This window comes from Streptomyces sp. 796.1 (assembly GCF_047525675.1).
GTDB lineage: Bacteria > Actinomycetota > Actinomycetes > Streptomycetales > Streptomycetaceae > Streptomyces.
Map to the genome: position 1 here is coordinate 1 of NZ_JBLIWA010000004.1, position 21,848 is coordinate 21,848.

Annotated in this window: 18 protein-coding genes and 2 pseudogenes; 7 read left to right on the plus strand and 13 right to left on the minus strand. The window is 72.4% G+C overall.

What is annotated here, in order from left to right:
• Window positions 1-127: 127 nt before the first annotated feature.
• The 3 genes from ACMA1D_RS04365 to ACMA1D_RS04375 form a co-directional block, all read right to left on the minus strand.
• Window positions 128-2,377: a LuxR C-terminal-related transcriptional regulator gene (locus ACMA1D_RS04365; RefSeq protein ID WP_414722522.1), complete on the minus strand. Its 2,250-nt coding sequence runs from the start codon at window positions 2,375-2,377 to the stop codon at window positions 128-130.
• A 406-nt stretch (window positions 2,378-2,783) separates the two neighbouring features.
• The gene (locus ACMA1D_RS04370; RefSeq protein WP_349993458.1) at window positions 2,784-3,407 is read right to left on the minus strand and encodes a TetR-like C-terminal domain-containing protein; all 624 of its coding nucleotides are present in this window, start codon (window positions 3,405-3,407) and stop codon (window positions 2,784-2,786) included.
• A gap of 287 nt (window positions 3,408-3,694) precedes the next feature.
• The gene (locus ACMA1D_RS04375; protein ID WP_414722523.1) at window positions 3,695-4,351 is read right to left on the minus strand and encodes a TetR-like C-terminal domain-containing protein; all 657 of its coding nucleotides are present in this window, start codon (window positions 4,349-4,351) and stop codon (window positions 3,695-3,697) included.
• A gap of 595 nt (window positions 4,352-4,946) precedes the next feature.
• Between ACMA1D_RS04375 and ACMA1D_RS04380 the strand changes: the two genes are divergently transcribed.
• A complete protein-coding gene (locus ACMA1D_RS04380) occupies window positions 4,947-5,759 on the plus strand; it encodes an ABC transporter ATP-binding protein (protein ID WP_414722655.1) in 813 nt (270 codons plus the stop codon).
• Between the two features lie 38 nt (window positions 5,760-5,797).
• Here the strand turns inward: ACMA1D_RS04380 and ACMA1D_RS04385 are convergent, their stop codons facing one another.
• From ACMA1D_RS04385 to ACMA1D_RS04405, 5 genes are all read right to left on the minus strand, one after another.
• Window positions 5,798-6,307, minus strand: coding sequence for a GNAT family N-acetyltransferase (locus tag ACMA1D_RS04385; RefSeq protein ID WP_414722524.1), 510 nt, complete (start codon window positions 6,305-6,307; stop codon window positions 5,798-5,800).
• Window positions 6,308-6,325: 18 nt separating this feature from the next.
• A complete protein-coding gene (locus tag ACMA1D_RS04390; RefSeq protein WP_414722525.1) occupies window positions 6,326-7,105 on the minus strand; it encodes a polysaccharide deacetylase family protein in 780 nt (259 codons plus the stop codon).
• Between the two features lie 92 nt (window positions 7,106-7,197).
• A complete protein-coding gene (locus ACMA1D_RS04395; RefSeq protein WP_414722526.1) occupies window positions 7,198-8,316 on the minus strand; it encodes a Rieske 2Fe-2S domain-containing protein in 1,119 nt (372 codons plus the stop codon).
• A 236-nt stretch (window positions 8,317-8,552) separates the two neighbouring features.
• Window positions 8,553-9,713 carry a Rieske 2Fe-2S domain-containing protein gene (locus ACMA1D_RS04400; protein ID WP_414722527.1) on the minus strand — a complete coding sequence of 387 codons (1,161 nt, stop codon included), beginning with the start codon at window positions 9,711-9,713 and terminating at the stop codon, window positions 8,553-8,555.
• 392 nt (window positions 9,714-10,105) lie between these two features.
• Entirely contained in the window at window positions 10,106-11,242 is a 1,137-nt protein-coding gene (locus tag ACMA1D_RS04405) for a phosphotransferase (protein WP_414722528.1), read from the minus strand.
• A gap of 268 nt (window positions 11,243-11,510) precedes the next feature.
• Between ACMA1D_RS04405 and ACMA1D_RS04410 the strand changes: the two genes are divergently transcribed.
• Entirely contained in the window at window positions 11,511-12,293 is a 783-nt protein-coding gene (locus ACMA1D_RS04410; protein ID WP_414722529.1) for an SDR family NAD(P)-dependent oxidoreductase, read from the plus strand.
• A gap of 92 nt (window positions 12,294-12,385) precedes the next feature.
• Here ACMA1D_RS04410 and ACMA1D_RS04415 read toward each other — a convergent pair whose 3' ends face one another.
• Window positions 12,386-12,955 (minus strand): DinB family protein, encoded by a 570-nt coding sequence (locus ACMA1D_RS04415; protein ID WP_414722530.1) that lies wholly within the window; start codon window positions 12,953-12,955, stop codon window positions 12,386-12,388.
• A 327-nt stretch (window positions 12,956-13,282) separates the two neighbouring features.
• Here ACMA1D_RS04415 and ACMA1D_RS04420 point away from each other — a divergent pair, with 327 nt between their 5' ends.
• The 4 genes and pseudogenes from ACMA1D_RS04420 to ACMA1D_RS04435 all read left to right on the plus strand — a co-directional run.
• The gene (locus ACMA1D_RS04420; RefSeq protein ID WP_414722531.1) at window positions 13,283-14,215 is read left to right on the plus strand and encodes an AurF N-oxygenase family protein; all 933 of its coding nucleotides are present in this window, start codon (window positions 13,283-13,285) and stop codon (window positions 14,213-14,215) included.
• A gap of 353 nt (window positions 14,216-14,568) precedes the next feature.
• Window positions 14,569-15,330: a TetR/AcrR family transcriptional regulator gene (locus ACMA1D_RS04425; RefSeq protein WP_414722532.1), complete on the plus strand. Its 762-nt coding sequence runs from the start codon at window positions 14,569-14,571 to the stop codon at window positions 15,328-15,330.
• Between the two features lie 239 nt (window positions 15,331-15,569).
• Window positions 15,570-15,839, plus strand: coding sequence for a hypothetical protein (locus ACMA1D_RS04430; protein ID WP_414722533.1), 270 nt, complete (start codon window positions 15,570-15,572; stop codon window positions 15,837-15,839).
• Between the two features lie 899 nt (window positions 15,840-16,738).
• Window positions 16,739-17,806, plus strand: a pseudogene (locus ACMA1D_RS04435) (chitinase); the annotation flags it as partial.
• Window positions 17,807-18,007: 201 nt separating this feature from the next.
• Here the strand turns inward: ACMA1D_RS04435 and ACMA1D_RS04440 are convergent.
• Both ACMA1D_RS04440 and ACMA1D_RS04445 read right to left on the minus strand, forming a co-directional pair.
• On the minus strand, window positions 18,008-18,724 hold the full coding sequence (locus ACMA1D_RS04440; RefSeq protein ID WP_414722534.1) for a leucine-rich repeat domain-containing protein: 717 nt from the start codon (window positions 18,722-18,724) through the stop codon (window positions 18,008-18,010).
• A gap of 211 nt (window positions 18,725-18,935) precedes the next feature.
• Window positions 18,936-19,394: a hypothetical protein gene (locus ACMA1D_RS04445; protein WP_414722535.1), complete on the minus strand. Its 459-nt coding sequence runs from the start codon at window positions 19,392-19,394 to the stop codon at window positions 18,936-18,938.
• Between the two features lie 576 nt (window positions 19,395-19,970).
• On the opposite strand from ACMA1D_RS04445, the gene ACMA1D_RS04450 reads away from it, so the two are divergent.
• Window positions 19,971-20,849: a coiled-coil domain-containing protein gene (locus tag ACMA1D_RS04450; protein WP_414722536.1), complete on the plus strand. Its 879-nt coding sequence runs from the start codon at window positions 19,971-19,973 to the stop codon at window positions 20,847-20,849.
• 80 nt (window positions 20,850-20,929) lie between these two features.
• Here ACMA1D_RS04450 and ACMA1D_RS04455 read toward each other — a convergent pair.
• A pseudogene (locus ACMA1D_RS04455) lies at window positions 20,930-21,327 on the minus strand (DUF742 domain-containing protein).
• On the minus strand, window positions 21,324-21,824 hold the full coding sequence (locus ACMA1D_RS04460) for a roadblock/LC7 domain-containing protein (RefSeq protein WP_414722537.1): 501 nt from the start codon (window positions 21,822-21,824) through the stop codon (window positions 21,324-21,326). The pseudogene ACMA1D_RS04455 and the gene ACMA1D_RS04460 overlap by 4 nt, the downstream one beginning before the upstream one ends.
• Window positions 21,825-21,848 lie beyond the last annotated feature (24 nt).

Consider the following 21,848-nt stretch of genomic DNA (forward strand, 5'->3'; position numbering starts at 1 on the left):
GCGTCGGGCGACGCGGCGGGCGGGGCAGTGAACAGGACCGGCGGGACCTGCGGGGCCGGGGCTAAGGCGCCCCCGCCGGGCCCGGCACCGTCGGGTGCGCCGGGACCGGCCGGGTGGCCGCCCTCCATCAGCCGGCCGCCGTCTGCTGCACGATGCGGGTGACGTGCACCCGGGACGGGCACTCCAGCTTGTTCATCACCTGCCGCAGGTGGTTGACGACCGTCCACTCCGACAGTTCAAGGGAGCGGGCGATCTGCCGGTTGGTCATGCCCTCGGCCACCAGCTCCGCTATCTGGTGCTGGCGCGGGGTGAGCCCGGCCAGCCGGGCGTCGACGCCCGGGCCCGCCACCGGCTTGGGCACCGGCGCCGACAGCGCGGTGTTCAGCGCCGAGTACAGCGTCGGCGTCTCCACCGCGCTCGCCGCCCGCCCGGGTTCGGCCTCCGTCGCCTCGCCCGCGGCCTCCCGCACCTGGTCGGCCAGGGCCCGCAACGCGACCCCGTCCGCACTCGGCGGCACCTCGTACTGCTCGCGCAGCGCCTCGGCGATCGACAGCAGGCGCAGGACGTGAGCTCGCTCCGTGCCGCCTCCGCTCGGCGCCGAACGAGCCGCGGTCTCCAACGCGAGGACCACATCGGCCGGGCCGCCGGTGTGCCGGGTGAGGAGTTCCATGGCCTCGCGGACCGTGGTGTACGCCTCAAGCGACCGGCCGGTGGCCAGCCGTACCCGCGCCAGGTGGACCAACACCACGGCGCATCCGTACGGCTCCTCCAGCGACCGCAGCTCCTTGAGTGCCTGGAGCAGCGGGCCCTCCGCGTCCGGCTTGCCGGCCTCGGCCCGTACCAGGGACAGCAGCCGCCGCGCGGTGGCCCCGTTCCTGGTGTCGCCGAGCGCTTCGAGCTCGGCGACGGCGAATTCGGCCTGCCGCTCGGCGGCATCGATGTCCCCGGCGCGGCGCAGCAGCTCCCCCTGGAGCGTGGCCACCCGGGCCCGCCCGCCGGGGTCGCCGGTGCTGCGGTAGAGCTCGGCGGCCCGGGTCAGCAGCGCCCGGGCGGCCTGCACCTCCTCGCCCGCCAGCGCCCACCGGCCCGCCGCCTCCAACGCGTCGGCCAGCAGCCCCGCGTCCCGCGCGTCCCGTACGTCGGCCGCCTCCAGGGCGGTGACGGACCGGGAGAGTATCCCGGCCGACTCGCGGAGCACGTTGTGCACGGTCCACGCCTCTTCGAGGGCGAGCAGGGTACGGACCGCGGTGGCGTGCTCGCCCCTGGCCTGGAGCCGGCGGATGGCGGTGCGGATGTCGGCCAGCCGGGCCCGGGCCAGCGCCAGCCAGTGCGCCCGCTCCTCCGCGATGCGCAGTCCCCGCTCGGCGGCCACGGCGAACTTCGCGTAGTGGTCGGCGTGCCGGTTCCGCGCCTCGGCCTGCTCCTCGGGGTCCTGCGCGAGCCGCTTGCGGTAGTAGTTGCGGGTCGCGGTGAGCATCCGGAACTCCGGCTCGCCGCCCTCCCGCTTGGCGCTCACCAACAGGCTCTTGTGCACCAGCGAATCGAGCCGGCGCGCCGCCTGCATCAACGACAGGTTGCCCAGCCGTTGTGCGGTGGGCAGGTCGATGGAGGTCTCGCACACCGCGAGCCGCTGGAGCAGCGCCCGTTCCTCGGCGGAGAGCGCCTGGTCGCCCCAGGACAGCGCGCCCGGCACCGACTGGTGCCGGGTGGGCACGTCCAGCAGCCTGCTGTTGTACGGGTGGGCGCCGCGCCGCAGTTGTTCGAGCAGCGCCCGGGGGCTGAGCGTGCCGACGGCGCGAGCGGTGACCTCGATCGCCAGTGGCACCCCGTCGAGGAGCTCGCAGATCTCGGCGATGTTCTGGAGCTCACCCCCGTGCAACACGTCGCTGCGGTAGTGCGCCCGCACCCGGTCGATGAACAACTGCACCGCGACCGAGCTGTACGGCGTCTGCCCCCCGGAGCCCACCGGAAAGGGCGCCACCGGGAACAGGTGCTCCGCGTACACCTCAAGCGAGATACGACTCGTCAGCAATACGCGTAGAGAGGGGCATTCGCGCAACAAAGCGGCGATGTCGGTGGAGAGCAGGGGCGCCACCAGATCGCAGTTGTCGAGCACGATCAGCAACTCGCGGTCGCCGATCTCGGAACCGACGAGCTCCGGCAGGGACAGCGCCGCCACGTCGCTGCCGATGCCGAGCGCCGCCGCCACCTGCCGCCAAGCGATGGTGCGACTGCCCGTCGAGGCGAGGTCGGTCTTGATGACGCCATCGGTGGCGTACGGCACGGACCCGGCGAGCACGGCGTTCGCCAGTGCACTCTTGCCCACGCCTGCGGGTCCTGTGATGGTCAGCAGCCGGATTCCGGGATCGTGCAGCATTCCGCAGAGTTCGGCGATTTCCCCTTCCCTTCCGAATAAACGGGCAGAACGGGGTTGGTGCATTTTCTCACGGTTCGTTACGGACAATATGGGAATTGCCTCGCAGACACCGCTATCCATGAGCTGGTTCACGAAATCACTCCCGCCATGACTTCAGGCCACGTCGCCTCCGGCCAAGGGCAGCAACACGAGCGCACTCATCAGTCCTGTGACACTGGGCTCGCCAGACCCCCCGATGAGCGCCTCCGTTCGCTCTCCCCCGTGCGCGGTACAAGATGTTTCATAGAGCAGACTTCACCAGGGTCTGCGGCACGAATAGAGCGCCGCTGGAGTCTCACTGAAACATCTGGCCGTCGAGCATAGCGGGCTTTGCTTGTGCGTCGCGCCCAGACCCGGGCCGGGAGGCTCAGTCCGTGGCCTGGACCTGCGGCAGGGCATAGGTGTCGAGGAAGCGGTCCGCGAGATCGGTTACATAGCCGTCATCGAACGTTCCGTTGAAAAACAGCCTCTTGAAGAGCATCGGGCCGGCCAGCTTGTCGATCGCGGCATCAGCGGTCAGGTCAGCCGGCAGCTCGCCCCGAACCTTCGCCGCCTCGACAATTTCCCGTAGAAGTTCCGTACCTTTGCGGTGGCAATCTTCGAGGATGATGGCGCTCGCCCGGTCCGCCGCGGCCCGCTCGATCATCACGCGCAGCGCACGCTCGGCCACAGAATCAAGCAACATCCCGCGGAACGCCCGCAATTCCGAGATCAAGTCCGCCCTTAAGTCCCCGGTCGGCGCGGAATGTTCAACTTCGAAGGAACGGGCGAGTACGTCGCGGATCAACATGGCCGACTCGGGCCAATGGCGGTACAGCGTGGTACGCCCCACGCCGCTCCGGGCGGCCACGGCGACATGGGTGACCGCCGCCCATCCGTCCTCGATCAGCAGTTGCTGCGCGGCGGTGAGCGCCGCGGCACGGCTGCGCTCCGCCCGCGGATCGGGGCCCCGGTGCGACACACCAACCGACGCGTCGTCCGTCTTCGCCATGCATCACGCTCCACGCCTGGACTTAACTATGTGGAGCAGTTTGCACCAGACCCCTATGAGGCGCCTACCTCGCGGCCGTTACGTGGGGTTTTTGGGCCTGGTCAAAGCCCATTCCGGCGGGAATTGAACGCTGAGCGCAATCGGGGGACTGCACAGGGCGAGCGCGGTACGGTGCGCCTGCGCGGCGAGCGGAATTTCGGAAGCACCGATCGGGCGCCCCAAAAGCCGGGCCACGCCGCCCGCGCACCGCGCGCCCCCGCTCCGTACCACCGCGCCCCGCCGAGGCGTCAGTACGCCGCCCCGGCCACCGGCTGCGCGCGGCGCTCGGGGAGCAGTTCGCGCTGTGACTCCGGCGGCACGTCGACCGCGTACGCCCGCAGGAAGCCGTCGACCAGTTCGGTCACGTACTCCCGGTCGAAGCCGCTGTTGGCCACCAGCCGGCGGAAGAACATCGGACCGAGGAGCAGTCCGATGGCCTCTTCGGTCTCCAGCCGCGCCGGCAGGTCGCCCTGCTCACGGCCGTTCTCGATGATCGCCGTCAGCACCTCGGCGCCCTTGTGCCGGCACTGTTCGAGCACCTCGGCGTACTCCGCGTCGATCGACGCCTGGTCGATGATCACGCGCAGCGCCCGGTCGCCGGTCGGGTTCTCCAGGAGCAGTTGGAAGGCGCGCAATTCGCAAATGAGATCCTCGCGCAGATCGCCGGTGCGCAAGGAGTGGTCGATCTGGAAGAGCTGGGCGAGCAACTGCCGGATGAGCATCGCCGAGTCCGGCCAGTGCCGGTAGAGCGTGGTGCGGCCGACGCCGCTGCGGGCGGCCACGGCGACATGGGTGACCGCCGCCCACCCCTCTTCGATGAGCAGTTCCTGAGCCGCTGCGAGCGCCGCGGCCCGACTCCGTTCCGCACGCGGGTCGGGCCCCCGGCCCGTTACGCCGACTGTCATACCGTCTTTGTCCACTGGCCAACACGCTCCCCGTGAGGGCTTCACCGCCGTGGAACATTCCGCACCACAGCCACGCTTAGCCCCCCGAGGATAGCAACGATCGACCATACGATCAGTTCCACGGATCGGACATTCATCGACCGTACGCGTCCGCGCCGCGCCCGTTCCGGCCCGCCCGGTGCCGTTATCGACCCATTCCACGACCAGCTTTGATCACCGTCCGTCAGCACGAACCACCCGTCCGTGGAAACGGAGCCGGCCGCCGCGGACCGGCCCGCAGGAGCCGCGCTCCGGGGCGGCCCCGCACGGCGGACGAACGTCACACCGGCGGCGCCAACGCGACCGGTGGTGCGTCCCCGCGCCCGTCCTCGCCCCGCGCCGTACCCCCGCCGTCCACCCAGCGGACGCCCGCCCGCCCGGCCCGTCCTGCCGGCTACCCTCCGGCGCACGGTCACGCGGGAGGACGGCGAGGATGAGCGGAACGCAGCGCGCGTACGCGCCGGACGGCGGCAGCGCCACGGCGGACGCCAGCGGCGCGGAAGACCGCAGCGCGGAGGGCAGCGCTGCCGCCGGGGCCGGGCCCGTACCGGCCGCTGTGGTCGCCGCGCTGGACGGGGCGGGGGTGCGCAAGCTGACCACCGGGCAGGTCATCGTGGACGACGTGCACTGGCGGGTGCGGGCCGGCGAGCACTGGGCGCTGCTCGGCGCGAACGGCGCGGGCAAGACGACCGTGCTGCGCCTGATCGGCGCGGTCAACCACCCCACCAGCGGCTCCGTCGAGGTCCTCGGCCACCGGCTCGGCCGGGTCGACGTCCGGGCGCTGCGGGCCCGCATCGGCCTGGTGTCGGCGACGCAGAAGGTGCCGCAGGACGCCACCGGCCACACTGTCGTACTGACCGGCGCTTCCGGCACCGTCCAGCCGCTGTGGCGCAGCTACGACGCGGCCACGCGCGAGCGCGCGCACCGGTTGCTGGCCGAGTTGCAGTGCGAGGAGTTGGTGGAGCGGCCGTACGCGGTGTGCTCGGGCGGTCAGCGGGCGCGGCTGCTCATCGCCCGTGCGCTGCTGGCCGACCCGGACGCCGGCCGCGACGCGGACCGCCCACAACTGTTGCTGCTCGACGAGCCGTTCAACGCGCTCGACCTGCCGTCCAGGGAAGACCTCATCGACACCCTGCACCAGTTGGCGCGCACCCGCCCCGCGCTGGCGAGCGTGACGGTCACCCACCACCTGGAGGAACTGCCGCCGAGCACCAGCCATGCGCTGCTGCTGCGCGCGGGTCGGGTACAGGCGCAGGGCCCGGTGGCCGACGTCCTCACCGACGCCGGGCTGACCGCCTGCTTCGGCCGCCCGATCGAGGTCGGCCGGGACCGGGGCCGCTGGCTGGCCCGCTCGGCGACCGGCCGGTAGCCCGCGGCTCCCCCGCAACCCCACCCGTCGCTTCAGCCTCACGCACCGCGCAGCATGCACACCCGCGGCCAGCGGTCCAGACCGATCTCGCCCTCGTGGCGCCTGATCTCGCGCAGCCCCGGGGTCAACTCCGCTTCCGGCAGCACCCGGAACCCGCACCGCGCGGCGTAGTACGGGGCGTTCCACGGCACCTCGGCGAAGGTGGTGAGGGTCAGCCCGGGCAGCCCGTCGGCCGTGGCCCGCGCGGCCAGGTGGTCGATGAGCGCGCGCCCGAGGCCGCGTCGTGCCGCGTCCGGGTGGACCGAGAGCTGCTCGATGTGCAGCCGCCCGTCCACCGGTTCGACCAGCGCGTACGCCACCGGCCGGTCCTGCGCGTCGACGCTCACCCAGCAGCGGTCGGCGCGCTGGTAGTCGGCGAGCTCGTCGAGCGCGGGCGGCTCGTCGTCGGCGATCTGGTCCATGCCGACCTCCCGGAAGCACTCCCCGGCGGCCCGCTCGATGTCCTGGAGCACCGGCAGTTCGTCGCGGCGCGTCAACCTGATCGTCATGCGGCCATTGTGCGCCGCCTAGCGGATCACCGGGAACGCGGTGCGGTAGCCCTGGTCGTGCAGCCAGGGCAGCACCTGCCGCAGCGCCTCCACCGTCTGCGCGCGCTCGCCGCCACCGTCGTGGAACAGGATGGTCGGTCCGCGCCGTAGCTGCTCCTTGATGGTGCGCACGATCTGGTCGGTGCCCGGCAGCTCGAAGTCCTTGGTGTCCACGTTCCAGCCCAGCGGGCGCATGCCCTGGGCGGCGGCGATCTTCCGGCTGTCGGGCGTGAAGGCCCCGCCGGGCGCCCGGTAGTACTCCACCTTGGCACCGCCGGCCGCCGCCTCGATCAGCCGCTGCGCGTCCAGGATCTGCTGCCGCTGGTACGCGACGGGCTTGGTGTCCATGGTGACGTCGTGGTCCATGGTGTGGTCGCACAGCCGGTGCCCGGCGGCGACCACCTTCCGCACCAGCTCCGGGTGGGCCTGGGCGGCCGGCCCGACCATGCAGAAGACGGCGCGTACGTCGTTGGCTTCGAGCACGTCGAGCACGCGCGGCGTCCAGGTCGGGTCGGGCCCGTCGTCGATGGTGATGGTGACGGCCTTGCCACCGCCCTCCGGCGCGTGGGCGATCGACTCCGGTACGGGCTGGCGCGGCGGCGCCGGACGGCCCTGGGAACTGGTCTCCGGGCCGCTGCTCGGCTTGTCGTCCTTCACCTCGGTGTCCCAGACGTACCCGCCGACGAGGATGCCGGTCAGCGCCGCTGCCGAGGCAAGGGCGACCGCAGCGCGCCGCCCGGGTGCGGTCAGTCGTCTCATGAAGTCGTCCCTCTCTCGATGGCCGCCATCGAAGACGGGCACCGTGAAGGGCCGGTTGGCTGGACGCTGTTGTGGCGCGCGTCACTATGGGTTTAGTCGGCGGTTCCAGGCGGCTGCGAGGTGCTGTAGAACTGTCGGGCCCAGCGCCGGAACGGCATGATCGGGCCGTCCCCCTTGGCGAGCCGCGGGTGTTCCGTGAACCGGCTGTGCGCCCAGATCGCCGCGTCCCGCTTGGTGTCGGCGGCTGCGGCCCGGGCGAACAACGTGGGCGCGAGCCCGGCCACCGCCCGCGCGACGCGCCGCCGGCCGGGCCCGGTGGGCCGCATCGCCACCGCCACCCGCAGGTCGCTGCGGACGTCGTCGAGCGGTGTCACGCAGATGCGGGCGCGCAGGTCGAAGCCGAACTTCATGTCGTCGGCAGTGACGTCGATGACGCCGAGCCCCTCCATGGTGAAGCGCACCGTGGGCAGGGTGGAGTACCGCTTGCCCGCCCTCGCCCCGGCCGGCCGGAGCCCGTATCCGATCGAGAGCCGGTGCCCGTCGTAGACCGCGTCCTCCAGGACGGTGAGCGAGAGTCCGTGCAGCGGTCCGAAGTGGCCGACGTCGACGAAGTTCTCCAGCACGTCCTGCGGGTGGGCGGTGAGCGTCCGCGGCGTGCAGTGCGGCTTGGGGTAATCCGGCCCAAACAGCGGCCCCACCTCCCACTGCGGCGGCTTCCCCTGCGCGTGGTGCCAGACGAAGACCAGGTCATCCAGTTCGCGGAAGTCCACCCCGGTCAGCCGGGCCTTGGGCGGCGGGGTGCCGTAACCGGTCTGGACGCAGGCCCCGTCCGGGCCGAACTGGAAGTGGTGGAAGGGGCAGACGAGCCGGTCGCCGCGCACGGTCCCGCCGTGGCCGAGATGCGCTCCCAGATGCGGGCAGAACGGGCGCACCACGCGCAACTGCCCGTCGGTGGTGCGGTAGACGACCAGGTCCTGCCCCTTCAGCCGCCGGGTGACCACCTTGCCCGGCCGCACCTCACCGCTGGTGGCCACCACGAACCAGCCGTCGGGTTGGGCCCGTACGGGAGGACCGTGGGCGGGGTCGGCCGGCGGGGCGGGGCTGGCTTGCTGGGTGGGGTTGGTGGCCTGAGTCGGCTCGGTTGCTCGGGTGGGGTTGGCCGCCTCGGCCGTGTGCGGCGCGGCCGGCTCGCCCCGGTTCCCTGCGCTCATGGGTTGCACCCTTCGCTACGTGCCGGACCGGGCCCGGCGGCTGGTCGTGCTGCGTCTGTCGTGTCGCGCTGCGTCGTGCCGCGCTGCGTCGTGCCGTTCAGGGATGGCTGGCTGGTTGCGGGCCTACGGCGGGGCGGGGCCCGGCCGCGACGGGCGCGGCGGAGGCGGGTGGGGGCGCGCCGGGGCCCCGGCCGGCGCGGGTGGTATGCGGCGCGTGCTGCCCGGTGGGCCGCGGGCTAGGGAGCGGCCGGCCGGTCGGGCGGCGCGGGTTCACCATCGGCCGCGGCAGCGGGTGCCGCGCCCTCCCGCCCGGTGCCGGCCGGCGCCGGGCCACCCGGCCCCGCCGTCGCCGGCTGCTGTCCCGGAAGCTGACCGCTGTAGAACTGCTGCGCCCAGCGGCGGAACCGTACGACCGGTCCGTCGCCCTTGGCCAGCCGCGGCTGTTGGGCGTACCTGCGGTGTTCCCAGATGGGGAAGTCCTTGCGGGTGTCGTACCAGAACAGCCAGCTCAGGGCCCTGGCAGTGAGGGCGGCCGGCAGTCCGGCCGCGGCCCGGGCGCCGAGCCCCGGGAGGCGGGCGCTGGTGGCGAGCCGCAGGTCCACGTGGGCCGCGTCCACCGGCGTGACGGCGAACCTGCTCCGCATCTGGAGCCCGACGCGGGGCACGTCGATCTCCGTGTACCCCACGCCGATGCCCTGCACGACCACCTTCACCCGGGGCGCGACGGATGACACCCGCGCCGCGTCCTTGCTGCCGTTGGCCGGGTGGAAGCGGTAGGTGGTGCCCATCCGCAGGCCGTCGAACCAGGGTTCTTCGACGACCTCCGCCTGAATGCCGTGGATGGGGAGGAAGTGCCCGTAGTCCACGATGTTCTCGATGACGTCCTGCGGGTACTCCACCAGCGCCCGCACCGTCTGGTGCGGCGTGGAGAAGCCCGCGCCCGGGCGGGTGTCGAGTTCCCACAGCGGCGGCTTGCCCAGGGCGTGCTTCCACACGAAGACCAGCCCCTCCACCTCGGCGCACTCCAGCGTGGCCAGCCGGGCCTTGGGCGGCGCGGTGCCGTAACCGGTCTGGACGCAGGTCCCGTCCGGGCCGAATCTGAAGTGGTGGAAGGGGCAGACGAGGTCTTCGCCGCAGACCGTGCCGCCGTAGCCGAGGTGGGCGCCCATGTGCGGGCAGTGCGGCTCGGTGGCCCGCACCCGGCCGTCGGCCAGCCGGTAGAGGACGACGTCCTCCCCCATCAGCCGGCGGGTCAGCACCTGGCCGCGCGCCAACTCGGCGGTGCCGGCGAGCGCGAACCACCCGTCGGCGTACGGGCCCCTGGGCGCCCGGTACGCCATCGACGGGGGCAGCCCCGCCTCCCCCCGGTCGTACCAACCCGTCTTCCTGACCCCCATGGCTCCCCTTCCGCCCTACTGCGCTGCCCGACGCGCCGCTTCCGCGGGGCACGCCGCCTAACGAGCGCTGCCGATCGGCCCGTGGCCCAGTGGCAGCCCTTCCCGAGCCCGCTCCACCGGCAACCGCGAGACCCGCAGCGGGCGGGGGCGAATAGGGGGCCCGCGATCCCGGACCACGGCGGGGCGGCGCAACCCACCGCCGGCCGGGCCGCCCCGGAGCAGCGGACACGGGGGTGGCTAGGGGGCCGCGGCGGGCGTGCGGCCCTGTCGGGGCGGGGAGTCAGCGCGCGGCGGGGGCCACCGCGCGGCGGAAGGGTCAGCGCGCGGCGGAGGTCGGTGCCCCGCGGTGCGGCACCGTCTGGAGGCCACCGGGCGGCAGCGGTCGCGGGAGGTCAGCGCGCGAGCAGTGCCTGTACGGTGCCGCTGAGCCCGGCCCAGGCCACCTCGGTGTCAGCGGTGCGCTCGTGGGGTGCGCGGAACCAGTCGAGGTAGGCGGCGACGTCCTCAAGTTCCCAGCGCAGCGCGTACAGCGCGAGCGCCGCCGGGTCCGGCTCCCGGCCGCTGGCCCGTGCGTACCGGTCCAGGTCGGCCGGGCCCTCGGCCACCAGCCACAGGTCACGCTCGGGGACGGCGAGGCCGACCGTGTCCCAGTCCACGAGCCGGGTGCGGTCCTCGGCGAAGAGCACGTTGCCCGCGTGCGGCTCGCCGTGCGTGACCACCGGTGCGGCACCACGCCCGGCCACCTCGGCGAGCAGCCCGTCGAACTCGGCGAGCCGGCCCCGCAGCGCGTCCCCGCCGCGCAGGACCAGCGCGCGGGCCGGCTCCGCGTACGGCCCGCCGTGCCACGGGCGCCGCGCATCGGCCAACGCCCGCTCCAGCGCGCCCCGCGCGGACAGGTGCGGCGACAGGCGGACGGCGCCGGCCGGTACGGGGCTGCGGTGCAGGGTCGCCAGCAGGTCGAGCACCCGGTGCCGCTCGGCCGCGGAACGCCACCGCCCGAACTCCCCCGCCACGCCGCTCTCGTACGGGAAGACGCTGACCGCGTACCGCGCGTCGACGCGCCGCACCAGCTCACCGGCCGCGCTCGGCAACGGCGCCACGACGGCTTCACCACAGGGCCCGGCCCGCAGAGCGGCGGCGGTGCTCAGGGCGCTGCGCAGGGTGGTGAACGCAGGGTGGGTTGGGTGGCAGGAGGCAGCGTGGGTTGGGTGGCAGGAGGCAGCGTGGGTTGGGTGGGAGGAGGCAGCGTGGGTTGGGTGGGAGGAGGCAGCGTGGGTTGGGTGGGAGACCTCCTCCGCCGGCTGTTCCCCTGTTTTGGCGTACAGGTCGACGACGGTGATGAAGGCACGGGGAGCGGGCCTGTTGGGTTCGGCGGGCCCGGTGGGCCCGGCGGGGTCGGTCGTCTCGGCGATCCAGTGGTAGTCGCCGAACCCGACGGGTGCGTAGGTCAGTCGGGCGTCGGCCAACCCCCAGCCGTGGAGTGCCTGCCGGAGCGCGTGTTCGTCGAGTGCTTCGGGCCGCTGTCGCATGCGAAGCGAAGGTAGTGGCGCACCGGCCCGGCGCGCACGCCGGTTTCGGGCGGCCGGTCGCCCCGCGCGCGGGGTGCGATCACCTGGTGTTCGGACGCGGGCCGGGGCGTGGAGGGCACGCGCCGGAGCCCGCGGTTCCTGCCCGCTGCGTACTCGGCGGCAATCCGAGCGTGCCGCCCCGCACATTCGGGTAACTTCTGCGTGATTCCATGCCAATTGCCCGGCAAAGTACCGCCTGGGCCGCTTCGTAGGGAGTGCTCCACAGCCCATGGATCTTCAGCTCACAGACAGGACCGCCATCGTCACCGGCGCCAGCCGCGGCACCGGGCTCGCCATCACCAAGGCACTCCTGGCCGAAGGCGTACGGGTGGTCGGCTGCGCCCGTACGATCACGCCGGCGCTCAAGGACTCCGGCGCCGTACCGGTCGTCTGCGACGTCGCCACCAGCGACGGCCCCGCGACCCTCGTCGCACACGCCGTGGACACGCTCGGCGGGCTCGACTTCGTCGTCAACAACGTGGGTGGCAAGGAGACGTACAACGCGGGCGGCTTCCTCGGTCTGGACGACGCCGACTGGCAACGCACCCTCGACCTCAACCTCTACAGCACCATCCGGGTCGCCCGGGCCGCGCTGCCGCACCTGATCGGCCGCCGGGGCGCCCTCGTCAACATCTCGTCGACCGCGGCCCGCGTCCCGGCCGCCACCACCGTCGACTACGGGGCGGCCAAGGCCGCGCTCAACGCGCTGACCAAGGCGCTGGACGAGGAGTTCGGGCCGCAGGGGGTCCGCGCGCTGACCGTCTCGCCCGGGCCCGTCCACATCGAGCGCTGGACCGACCCCGACGGGCCGGCGGCGATCTTGGCGGCGGCGTTCGGCGTGCCGCAGGAGGAGGTGGTGGCCCATCTGCCCAAGCGGTTCCGGCTGACCACCGGCCACATCGCGGAACCGGCCCACATCGGTTCGCTGGTCGCCTTCCTGCTCTCCGGCCATGCGGCCAGCATCGCCGGATCCGACGTACGCGTCGACGACGGCCTGGTCAAGACGGCCTGACGGGCGCACGACCCGGGACGTACGGGGACCTTCGCGCCGTACGAGGTCCCGGGCCGGGCCCCGCTCACAAACGGCCGCCCGGCAGCGGGCGGTTAGGCACCCACCGTGCCGTCGACGCCCTCGCGGAGGAAGTCGGCGTGCCCGTTGTGCCGCGCGTACTCGTGGATGAGGTGGAGCATCACCAGGCGCAGCGACACGTCCGCGCCCCACCTTGGCTGATGCCCCGTCACATCAAGGGAGGGCGCGGCGCGTTCGATGCGCCGCGCGTGCTCCACCTCGTCGCGCCACGCCGCGAACGCCTCCGCCGCCGAGGCCGTGCGCACGTCGTACGCCTGCTGGAAGTCGTCCGCCTCGGACCACACGCACGTCAGGTCCTCACCGTTGATCACCCGGCGGAACCAGACGCGCTCCACCTCGGCCATGTGCCGCACCAGGCCGAGCAGGGACAGGGTGGACGGCGGCATGGAGCGCTCGCGCAGCTCGTCGTCGGTCAGTCCCTCGCACTTCATGGCGAGCGTCGCCCGGTGGAAGTCGAGGTAGGCGCGGAGCGAGGTGCGTTCGTCGCCGGTGTACGGCGGGGTGATCCGCTCGCTCCACTCGGCACGCACGGTCGGCGCACCTGTCGCGGGCGACCCGCCCGTCTCGTTCGACTCGCTGGCCATGGAGGAGCTCCGTTCTGGGGTGCATCGGGTCTGAGGTGGATCGGGAACGCGCGCCGCGGAGCCACCGGCCGGGGCCGATCGCCCGGCGGCCACACCACGGCCGTACCGCGGCCACGCCAGGCGACGGACCGGACGGCGCGCGTACGGGCGACGCGGACGACGCGGACGACGGAGCCGGCCACGGCGCGGGCGCGCGCGTACGGGGACAGCCCACACGGTGGTTACCGCCGGGTCAACAACTTGTGCCAGAAGGATTGACTGCCTTGCTGACGCGCAGTCTCATAAGAACGTGACCGCGGGTCAACCATCAGCGAGGTGTGCTCAGCCATGACTGCGACGACGACCGACATCGAGCTGCTCAGGGACGCGCTCGGGCAGCTCAAGGACCGGGAGCAGGTGGCCGAGCGGCTGCTGGTCTCCTCGGCCAGGCACTCCTTCGACCCGGACCGCGAACTCGACTGGGACGCGCCGTTCGAGGACGACAAGTGGTTCTGGCCGCCGGAGTTGGTCTCGCTGTACGACACGCCGCTGTGGAAGCGGATGTCGCAGGAACAGCGCTTGCTGCTCTCCCGCCACGAGTCCGCCGCGCTCGCCTCGCTGGGCATCTGGTTCGAGGTCATCCTGATGCAGTTGCTGATCCGGCACATCTACGACCGGCCGGCCACCAGCGCCCACGTCCGTTACGCGCTGACCGAGATCGCCGACGAGTGCCGGCACTCGATGATGTTCGCCCGCCTGATCCAGAAGTCGGACGTCCCCCCGTACCCCGTCACCCGCCTCCACCACAACCTCGGCCGCCTCTTCAAGACCATCTCCACCACGCCGGGCTCGTTCACGGCCACCCTGCTGGGCGAGGAGATCCTGGACTGGATGCAGCGGCTGACCTTCCCCGACGAGCGCGTCCAGCCGCTGATACGCGGCGTGACCCGCATCCACGTGGTCGAGGAGGCCCGCCACGTGCGGTACGCGCGCGAGGAGCTGCGCCGCCAGATGGTACGGGCGCCGCGCTGGGAGGCGGAGTACACCCGGGTGGTCTCCGGCGAGTTCGCCCGCATCTTCTCCATCGCCTTCATCAACCCGAAGGTCTACTCGGACGTCGGCCTCGACCGGAACGAGGCGATCGCCCAGGTCAGGGCGAGCGCCCACCGCCGCGAGGTGATGCAGACCGGCGCCAAGCGCCTGACCGACTTCCTCGACGACATCGGCGTACTGCGCGGCGTCGGCCGCCGCCTGTGGAAGGCGAGCGGGCTGCTGGCGTAACTGCTGGCCCACCCCGCACGGCGGGCGGCGGGGCGGGTGCGGGGCGGCGTCGGCGGGTGTACGACCCGCATGCGCTTCGTACGAGCCGCGCGCAACTCCGCCCGGCTCGCTTACAGCTCCGTACGACGTGCATGCAACCCCGCACAGCTTGCATGCAACTCCCCACGGCTTGCATACAAGCGACATGCACAGCGTGCACAAGCGGCATACCCGCAGGCTGTCGCGTTGCGTCGGACCAGCGGCTGCCGCAACCGTGCGCACCGGGTCGCATCGGGCTCGTCCGGGCAAGTAGGGGGATTTCAACCAGTCGCTCCCCTCGCCGGTTAGGCTGCTTGCATGAGAGGCAGCCCTTCATGACCAGTGGTGGGAACGCGCCCGCGGCAGCCGCCCCGCCCCGCCCCGCGACCCGTGCCACCTATCGCAGGCTGAGCGTCGAGGAGCGCCGTGCCGAGTTGCTCACCGCAGCGCTCGGCCTGTTCGCGCACCGCGCGCCGGAGGACGTCTCGTTGGACGACGTCGCCGCCGCGGCCCGTGCCTCCCGCCCGCTGGTCTACCGGTACTTCCCCGGCGGCAAGCAGCAGTTGTACGAGGCGGCCGTGGGCAGCGCGGCGGACCAGCTCAGGGACTGTTTCGCCGAACCCCAGACGGGCCCGCCCACCGAGCGGTTGAGCCACGCACTGGACCGCTACCTCGCCTTCGTGGACGAGCACGACGCGGGGTTCTCCGCACTGCTCCGGGGCGGCAGCGTCGCCGAGACCTCGCGGACCAACGCCATCGTCGACGGCGTGCGCCGGGCCGCGGCCGAGCAGATCCTCATCCACCTCGGCACGCCCGACCCCGGCCCCCGGCTGCGCATGATGGTGCGGGTGTGGATCACGGCGGTCGAGGCCGCCTCGCTGATCTGGGTCGACGAGGGCAAACAGCCGCCGGTCGCCGAGTTGCGCGACTGGCTCGTCGACCACTTCGTCGCCCTGCTGACCGCGACCGCCGCCCGCGACGCGGAGGCCGAACGGGTGGCGCGCCAGACGCTCTCGCTCGAAACCCCGGACGGCGCGGTGGCCGACGTCACCCGCCGCATCCTCCCCCTCGTCAACGACGCCGCCCACCTCCTCTGACTCCTCTGACTCTCTGACCTCCGCTCGCCGACGGCCCGTCCGCCCCGCACCCCGGGTGGGCCGCTCCCGAACGGCATCCGCCCACCCGGCAGACGCCCGGCCCGAGCGACCCGCCCGACGCGGCTTCTTCCCCGCGCCCTGCCGGTCGGCTCTGGCCGGCCGTCCGGGTCCGCCGTCCGGCCCTGCCCGCCACCCGCCCGACCGGGGCAGGACGCACGCCGCAATGTGACACTGGAGGGGTGAGAAGCGTAGAGACGCCCTTCGTCGGCGGGCCGCTCGACGGCCGCGTGCTGCCGGTCCTGACCGGCGCCACCGGACAGCCGCCCAAGACGTACGAGGTGCCGGTGCCCAACGACGACGGCACCCCACCGACGGTCTACGTCTACCTCCGCACCCCCCTCGGCCTCTCCCGCCGACTCGGCATCCCACGCGGCTGGCAGTACGAGTACGCGCCGGAGGGCAAACCCCGCGGCGGCCTGAAGTGGCCCTGGTCGAAGCCGGGCCACTGACGCGAACACACCGCGGCGCGGGGCACCGTACGGAGTAGAAGGCCCACCCCCGGCTACCCCTCGCCCCGGCCCGACCGCTCCCCCACACCAGCCCGGCCCACGGCCCCAGCGCCCCTCCCGCTCGGCTCGGCTCGGCTCGGCTCGGCTCGGCTCGGCTCGGCTCGGCTCGGCTCGGCTCGGCTCGGCTCGGCTCGGCTCGGCTCGGCTCGGCTCGGCTCGGCTCGGCTCGGCTCGGCTCGTAGCGATGGGGCCGCCTCGGGTTCCGTAAACCTCCACTCCGCCCGTACGCCCCACCCACACACCCGCCCCGCACAGCCACAGCCACAGCCACAGCCACAGCCACAGCCACAGCCACAGCCACACGCTTGCACACTCGCCGCCAGCCCTCATCTGCCTTACCACATACGGAAGTTAGGTCGACGCCACCCCGGAAGCCCCCGCCCCGCACCAGCTCCCGGGCCGCTCCCGCGCCACCGCCACGCCGCCACCCGCGCAGATCCCCGCGCCTCCTCCCCCACCACTTTGCGAACCGTCACGACCCCGGCCGACCACGCCGCTCACCCCCGCGCCGCGCACCCCCCGAAGCGGCGCCACACCACCCCGCACCTCCCCTTTAGTTTTGGTCCGGACCATTGACACTTGTGGTCTAGTCCTTGTTTGCTGCTTGCGCGGAGAGAGCCGCTTCCGCGCCTCCCTGGCCGTCCCCCACCCCAACGGAAGCGCCTCTCCCGCCTCGACCCGTGCGCCCCCACCCGTACCGCCGTCGAAGCCCCCAAGGAGCCCCCATGCGCTTGCACCACCGCCCCCAGGCGCACCGCCGTGCGAGATCACTCGGTGTGCTGCTCGCATCCGCGAGCGCGGTCGCCGCTACCGCGCTCGCCCTGCCATCGCCGGCCACGGCCGCCCCGGCGACGACGTCGGCGCCCGCTGCCACGTCCCGGGCCGCCCTCCCCGAGCACGCACTCGTCGGCTATCTCCACGCCAGCTTCGCCAACGGTTCCGGCTACACCCGCATGGCCGACGTGCCCGCCAGTTGGGACATCATCAACCTGGCCTTCGGCGAGCCCACGTCCACCACCTCGGGGGACATCAGGTTCAGCCTGTGTCCCAAGAGCGAGTGCCCGAACGTGGAGACCGACGACGAGTTCAAGGCCGCCATCAAGGCCAAGCAGGCCGCGGGCAAGAAGGTCCAGATCTCCATCGGTGGCCAGAACGGCCAGGTCAGGCTGGAGACGACGGCCGCGCGCGACAAGTTCGTCTCGTCCGTGAGCGCCATCATCGACCGGTACGGGCTCGACGGCCTCGACATCGACTTCGAGGGCCACTCGCTCTCGCTCAACAACGGCGACACGGACTTCAAGAACCCGAAGACCCCCACCGTCGTCAACCTGATCTCCGCGGTGAAGTCGCTGAAGGCCAAGTACGGGGCGGGCTTCACGCTCACGATGGCGCCGGAGACGTTCTTCGTCCAACTCGGTTACCAGTTCTACGGCTCCGGCCCGTGGGGCGGCCAGGACCCGCGCGCCGGCGCGTACCTGCCGGTCATCCACGCGCTGCGGGACGACCTGACGCTGCTGCACGTCCAGGACTACAACTCGGGTCCGATCATGGGTCTCGACAACCAGTACCACTTCATGGGCGGCGCGGACTTCCACATCGCCATGACGGACATGCTGCTCGCCGGCTTCCCGGTGGCCGGCAACAAGGCCAACGTCTTCCCCGCCCTCAAGCCGTCCCAGGTCGCGATCGGCCTGCCGGCGAGCACCCACGCGGGCAACGGCCACACCTCCCCCAGCGAGGTGAACAAGGCCCTCAACTGCCTCACCAAGAAGACGGACTGCGGCAACTACCAGACCCACGGCACGTGGCCCGCCCTGCGCGGCCTCATGACCTGGTCCATCAACTGGGACAACTTCAACAAGCGCGAGTTCTCCAAGAACTTCGACACGTACTACGGACGCGGCTGACCCCGACCGCCCCTGCGACACGTTCCCGGGCCGCACTCGCGTGATCGCCCACGCGGGAGCGGCCCGGGCCGCACGGCGCCCGGGCCCGCGCGGCCGTACGGGTTGAGGCGGCGGCCATCGCTCGTACGGTCGTACGGGCTCACGCGCCGACCCCCATGGCGCGGCGGCCCCGGGCGTCCACCGACCCACCACCGGCGCCCCCTACGTCCAGACCACGCAGCCCCGCTCGGTGAGGAGATCGACCAGGCGCGGGGCCGGCTCCAGGTCGTTCCAGCGCAGGTCAAGCCGCTCCAGCGCGGGGAGTTCGGCCAGCCAGTCCGGCAGCGTGCGGAGCCTGTTGCCCCGCAGGTCGAGTTGGCGGAGCCGGGGGAGGCCCGCCAGCGCCCGCGGGACGTCCGACAGGGCGTTCTCCCGTAGGTCGAGGTGGCGCAGTTCGACCAACTCGCTGAGGGTATCCGGCAGCGCCGCGAGCGCGTTGCCGCGCAACCACAGCTCGCGGAGACCGCAGAGCCGACCGATCGACGCGGGAAGCCCGACCAGTCGATTCCGCTCGGCCCGCAACTCGATCAGCCCGGCCATGGCGCCGATGGTGTCGGGAAGGCCGGTGAGCTGGTTGTCCCCGACGTTGAGGTACCGGAGCGCGGTGAGCCGGCCGAGCGAGCGCGGCAGCTCGACGAGCCGGTTGTCGTGCAGGTACAGGTAGTTGGTGAGCGGCAGCGTCGTCAACTCGTCCGGTATCGCGGCGAGTTCGTTGTGCCCCAGGTCCAGGGTGTGCAACTGTCGCAGTTGCCCGATCTGCGGCGAGACCCAGGTCAGGGCATTGTCCGCGAGGACCAACACGTGCAGTTCGGTCCGCCGCCACAACGACTCCGGCAAGGCGCCCAACCCGTGCTTCCAAAGACTCAGCGTCGCCGCCACGTCAGCCCCTCCACGTTTCCCTCTCCACCCACGGCACCGCGCAAAGCGCGACGCCCGCGCCCCCGGGGCAACAATCCTTCCCGCAGAGCCCGGTCCCTGCCAGAGCCCGGTCCCTGCCCTGGTCTGACCCCGCCCCCGCCGCACGCCTCGCGGGAGGCCGCGGCCGGCCCGCTCCTGCGCCCACGGGTGTCGCCGGGTGCGAACCAGCTCGCTACCCACAGTTGTCCGGCCGGAGCGAATGGGCCTTCGCCCCCGTGAGCGTGGTGCGCCTGATCACCTGAGCCCGGATGAGCCGGACCGTGGGCGGGATGGGCAGGGCGACGGGCGCGCGGCTCCACCGAAGCCACAGCGCCAGGTGGCCGAGCTCAGCGGCCTGGACGAGCTTTTCGAGGGACCACGCCTTCGTGCCCCGATCCACCTCGACGCTGATCAGCCGACCCCGGCCCGAACGGTGCCGCAGTTGCAGGTCGAGCCGCCCGGTCCGGCCCTGCCGCGTGGCGGCGGGCAGCTCCACCTCCCGCTGGACCTCATATCCCTGGCCGGTCGCCCAGTCGGCCACCGAGTCGGTGAAGAAGGCGGTCACCTCGGGGGTAGCCAGATCGCTGAACTGCTGTCGATTGAGCCAGGCCCGCAGCGAGCGGGCGGCGGCATCGAGCCCGGCTTCGGTCATGCGCAACAGTCTGCCCTGCGACACCGACAGCCAAATCCCGCCGTACGAGCTGGTCAGCCGTTCCGCCCGGCCGCCCCCGCCTGGCCCCACACCCGCAGGACGGCCCCGGCTGGCGCCTCGCCCTCGGCCCCGCCCAGCTCCACTCCCCGCACCCGCGGGGACAGCCCCCATCGGGAACGCGGCGCGCGCCCCGTCGCCGGCCGCTCCCCACACCCGCCCGAGCCACCCTCCCGAACGCAACACACCCCACACACCCACAACCCACCGAAGCAACCGCAACCCACCCACTCAAGACACACCCGAGACCGCCACAGCCCCCGCCCCTCACACTCATCTCGCCACACACCGAGCACACCGAGCACCGCACTCACCACGACCAACCTGAATGAACCCGAGCATATCGTTCACAACAACACACCACACCCCCAGCCCCGCCAACCGGGTGACAACCCGTAGCAACCGAACGCCACCCCGCCCCACCCCCACCAAAATGTCCGGATTGTATGACCAGTCATGTCACGATCCCCTGACCGGCCCCACCGGGCCGCTCCCCATCCGGCCCAGGGAGGTGGACCCGTGACACCACTCCGCGTACGGGGGGCCTGCGCCCTCGCACTGGCCGCGAGCGCGGCGCTCGCCCAACCGGCTCCGACCGCATCCGGCGCGCCGCCGCCCCCCGCACCGCACCACGGGCCGGCTCCGGCCGCCGGGCCCCAGCAGGGGCCCCGACCTTCCGACGCCCACCGGCCCCCCACCCCCGCCGGCGGCCCGCAACGCCCTGGCCTGCTGGGTTCGCCCGGCATCAGCGGCCTGCTGGCCGAACTCCAGACGCACTACCGAGCCGCCAACACGGCCAGCGCCCGCTACCGCACCATCGAGAAGCAGCTCGGCCGGCAACGCCGCACCACACACAAGCTGACGGCACGGCTCGCCACGGCGCGCACCGAACTCGCCGCGGCCCGCAACAGCGCCGGTCAACTGGCCCGCCAGCAGTACCGCGGCAGCCTCGGCTTCTCCCCTTACGTCCGCATGCTGCTGAGCAAACACCCGAGGCGCGTACTCGACGAGGAACACGAGGTCCGCAGAACCGCCGGCCGCACCGCAGCCCTCACGGCCCGCCTCACCCAGGCCGAGATCACCACGGACTACTACGCCTCACGCGCCCGCCGCGCCCTCGACCGTCAGCAGTCACTCGCCGACCGCCGCAAGCGCGAACGCGACCGGGTACGCACCCAACTCGACGCGGTAGAGGCCCTCCTGGCCTCCCTCACCCCCGCCCAACTCGCCGCACTGCAACAGCTTGAGGGTTACGACCCCTATGCCGCATACGGCACCCCCGCTCCCCCCCACCACACCCTCCGCCAACCCCGCACCGCTCCCACTCCCCGGCCCCGAACCCACCACCCCGCCCCGCCGCACAAAAAGCCCCAAGGACCACCGCCCCTGACTCGGTGACCCACCCCAGCCGACCAACCACCACCAAACCTCAAGGGCCTCAAGCCACCCCGTACCCCCGCCTCTCACCGACAGCCGCCTCACAGTCTGCGGAGCCCGCTCAACACCCGCTCCCACAACGCACGATCCAGATGCCCAACCCCGCGCGCCACCCCGAAGACCCGTATCCGCCCCTGCTCAACAAGATCGCTCAGCAACACCCGCACCCCGCAGAGCGGAAACCCGAGCAGGGCCGCCACCTCGGCCACCGATCGCATCCACCGGGAAAACCCCACAACAATGGCCCTGGCCTCCGGCGCCACCCAGCCGGCGGCGGCACCCGGCAACTCCTCTCGCCCCTCCCTCTCGGTTCCAGCGCAGCCACGCACGTCTCGATGCGCGGCACGTACCCACAACACTGCGTACGGCCCCCGGTCAGGCTGTACGGAAGCACCCGGACGGGCTGCTGCCGCCCCGGCGGTTGTAGCGCTCCGCTCACGGGGCCGACTCCACCGACTTCCGCAACTCGCTGCGCAGCTCGGGGGTGAGCACGTGTCCGGCCCGTCCGACGAAGAGCGCCATGTGGTACGCGACCACGGTCATGTCGCACTTCGGCGCGGCGTGCACACCCAACAGCGACCCATCGCTGATCGACATCACGAACAGGCTGCCCTGCTCCATCGCCACCATCGTCTGCTTGACGCTCCCGCCATCCATCAGATGCGCGGCCCCCAGCGTCAGGCTGCCCAGCCCCGAGACGATGGTGGCGAGATCGGCGCTCGACCCCTTCGGCCCGTCCTGCCCGTGCACCGGCTGGAGCGGACGGCCGGCAGCCGCCGTCTCCCCGGGGTCGGAGGAGAGCAGCAACAGGCCGTCGGACGAGACAACGGCCACCGAGATGACCCCGGGCACCTCGTCCACCAAGTTGGTCAGCAGCCAATGCAGATTGCGTGCCTCGTTGCTCAGCCCGTAGACGGGCGGCCCAGCCGGAACCATGGTCGCCCCCTCGGGGGAAGCCCC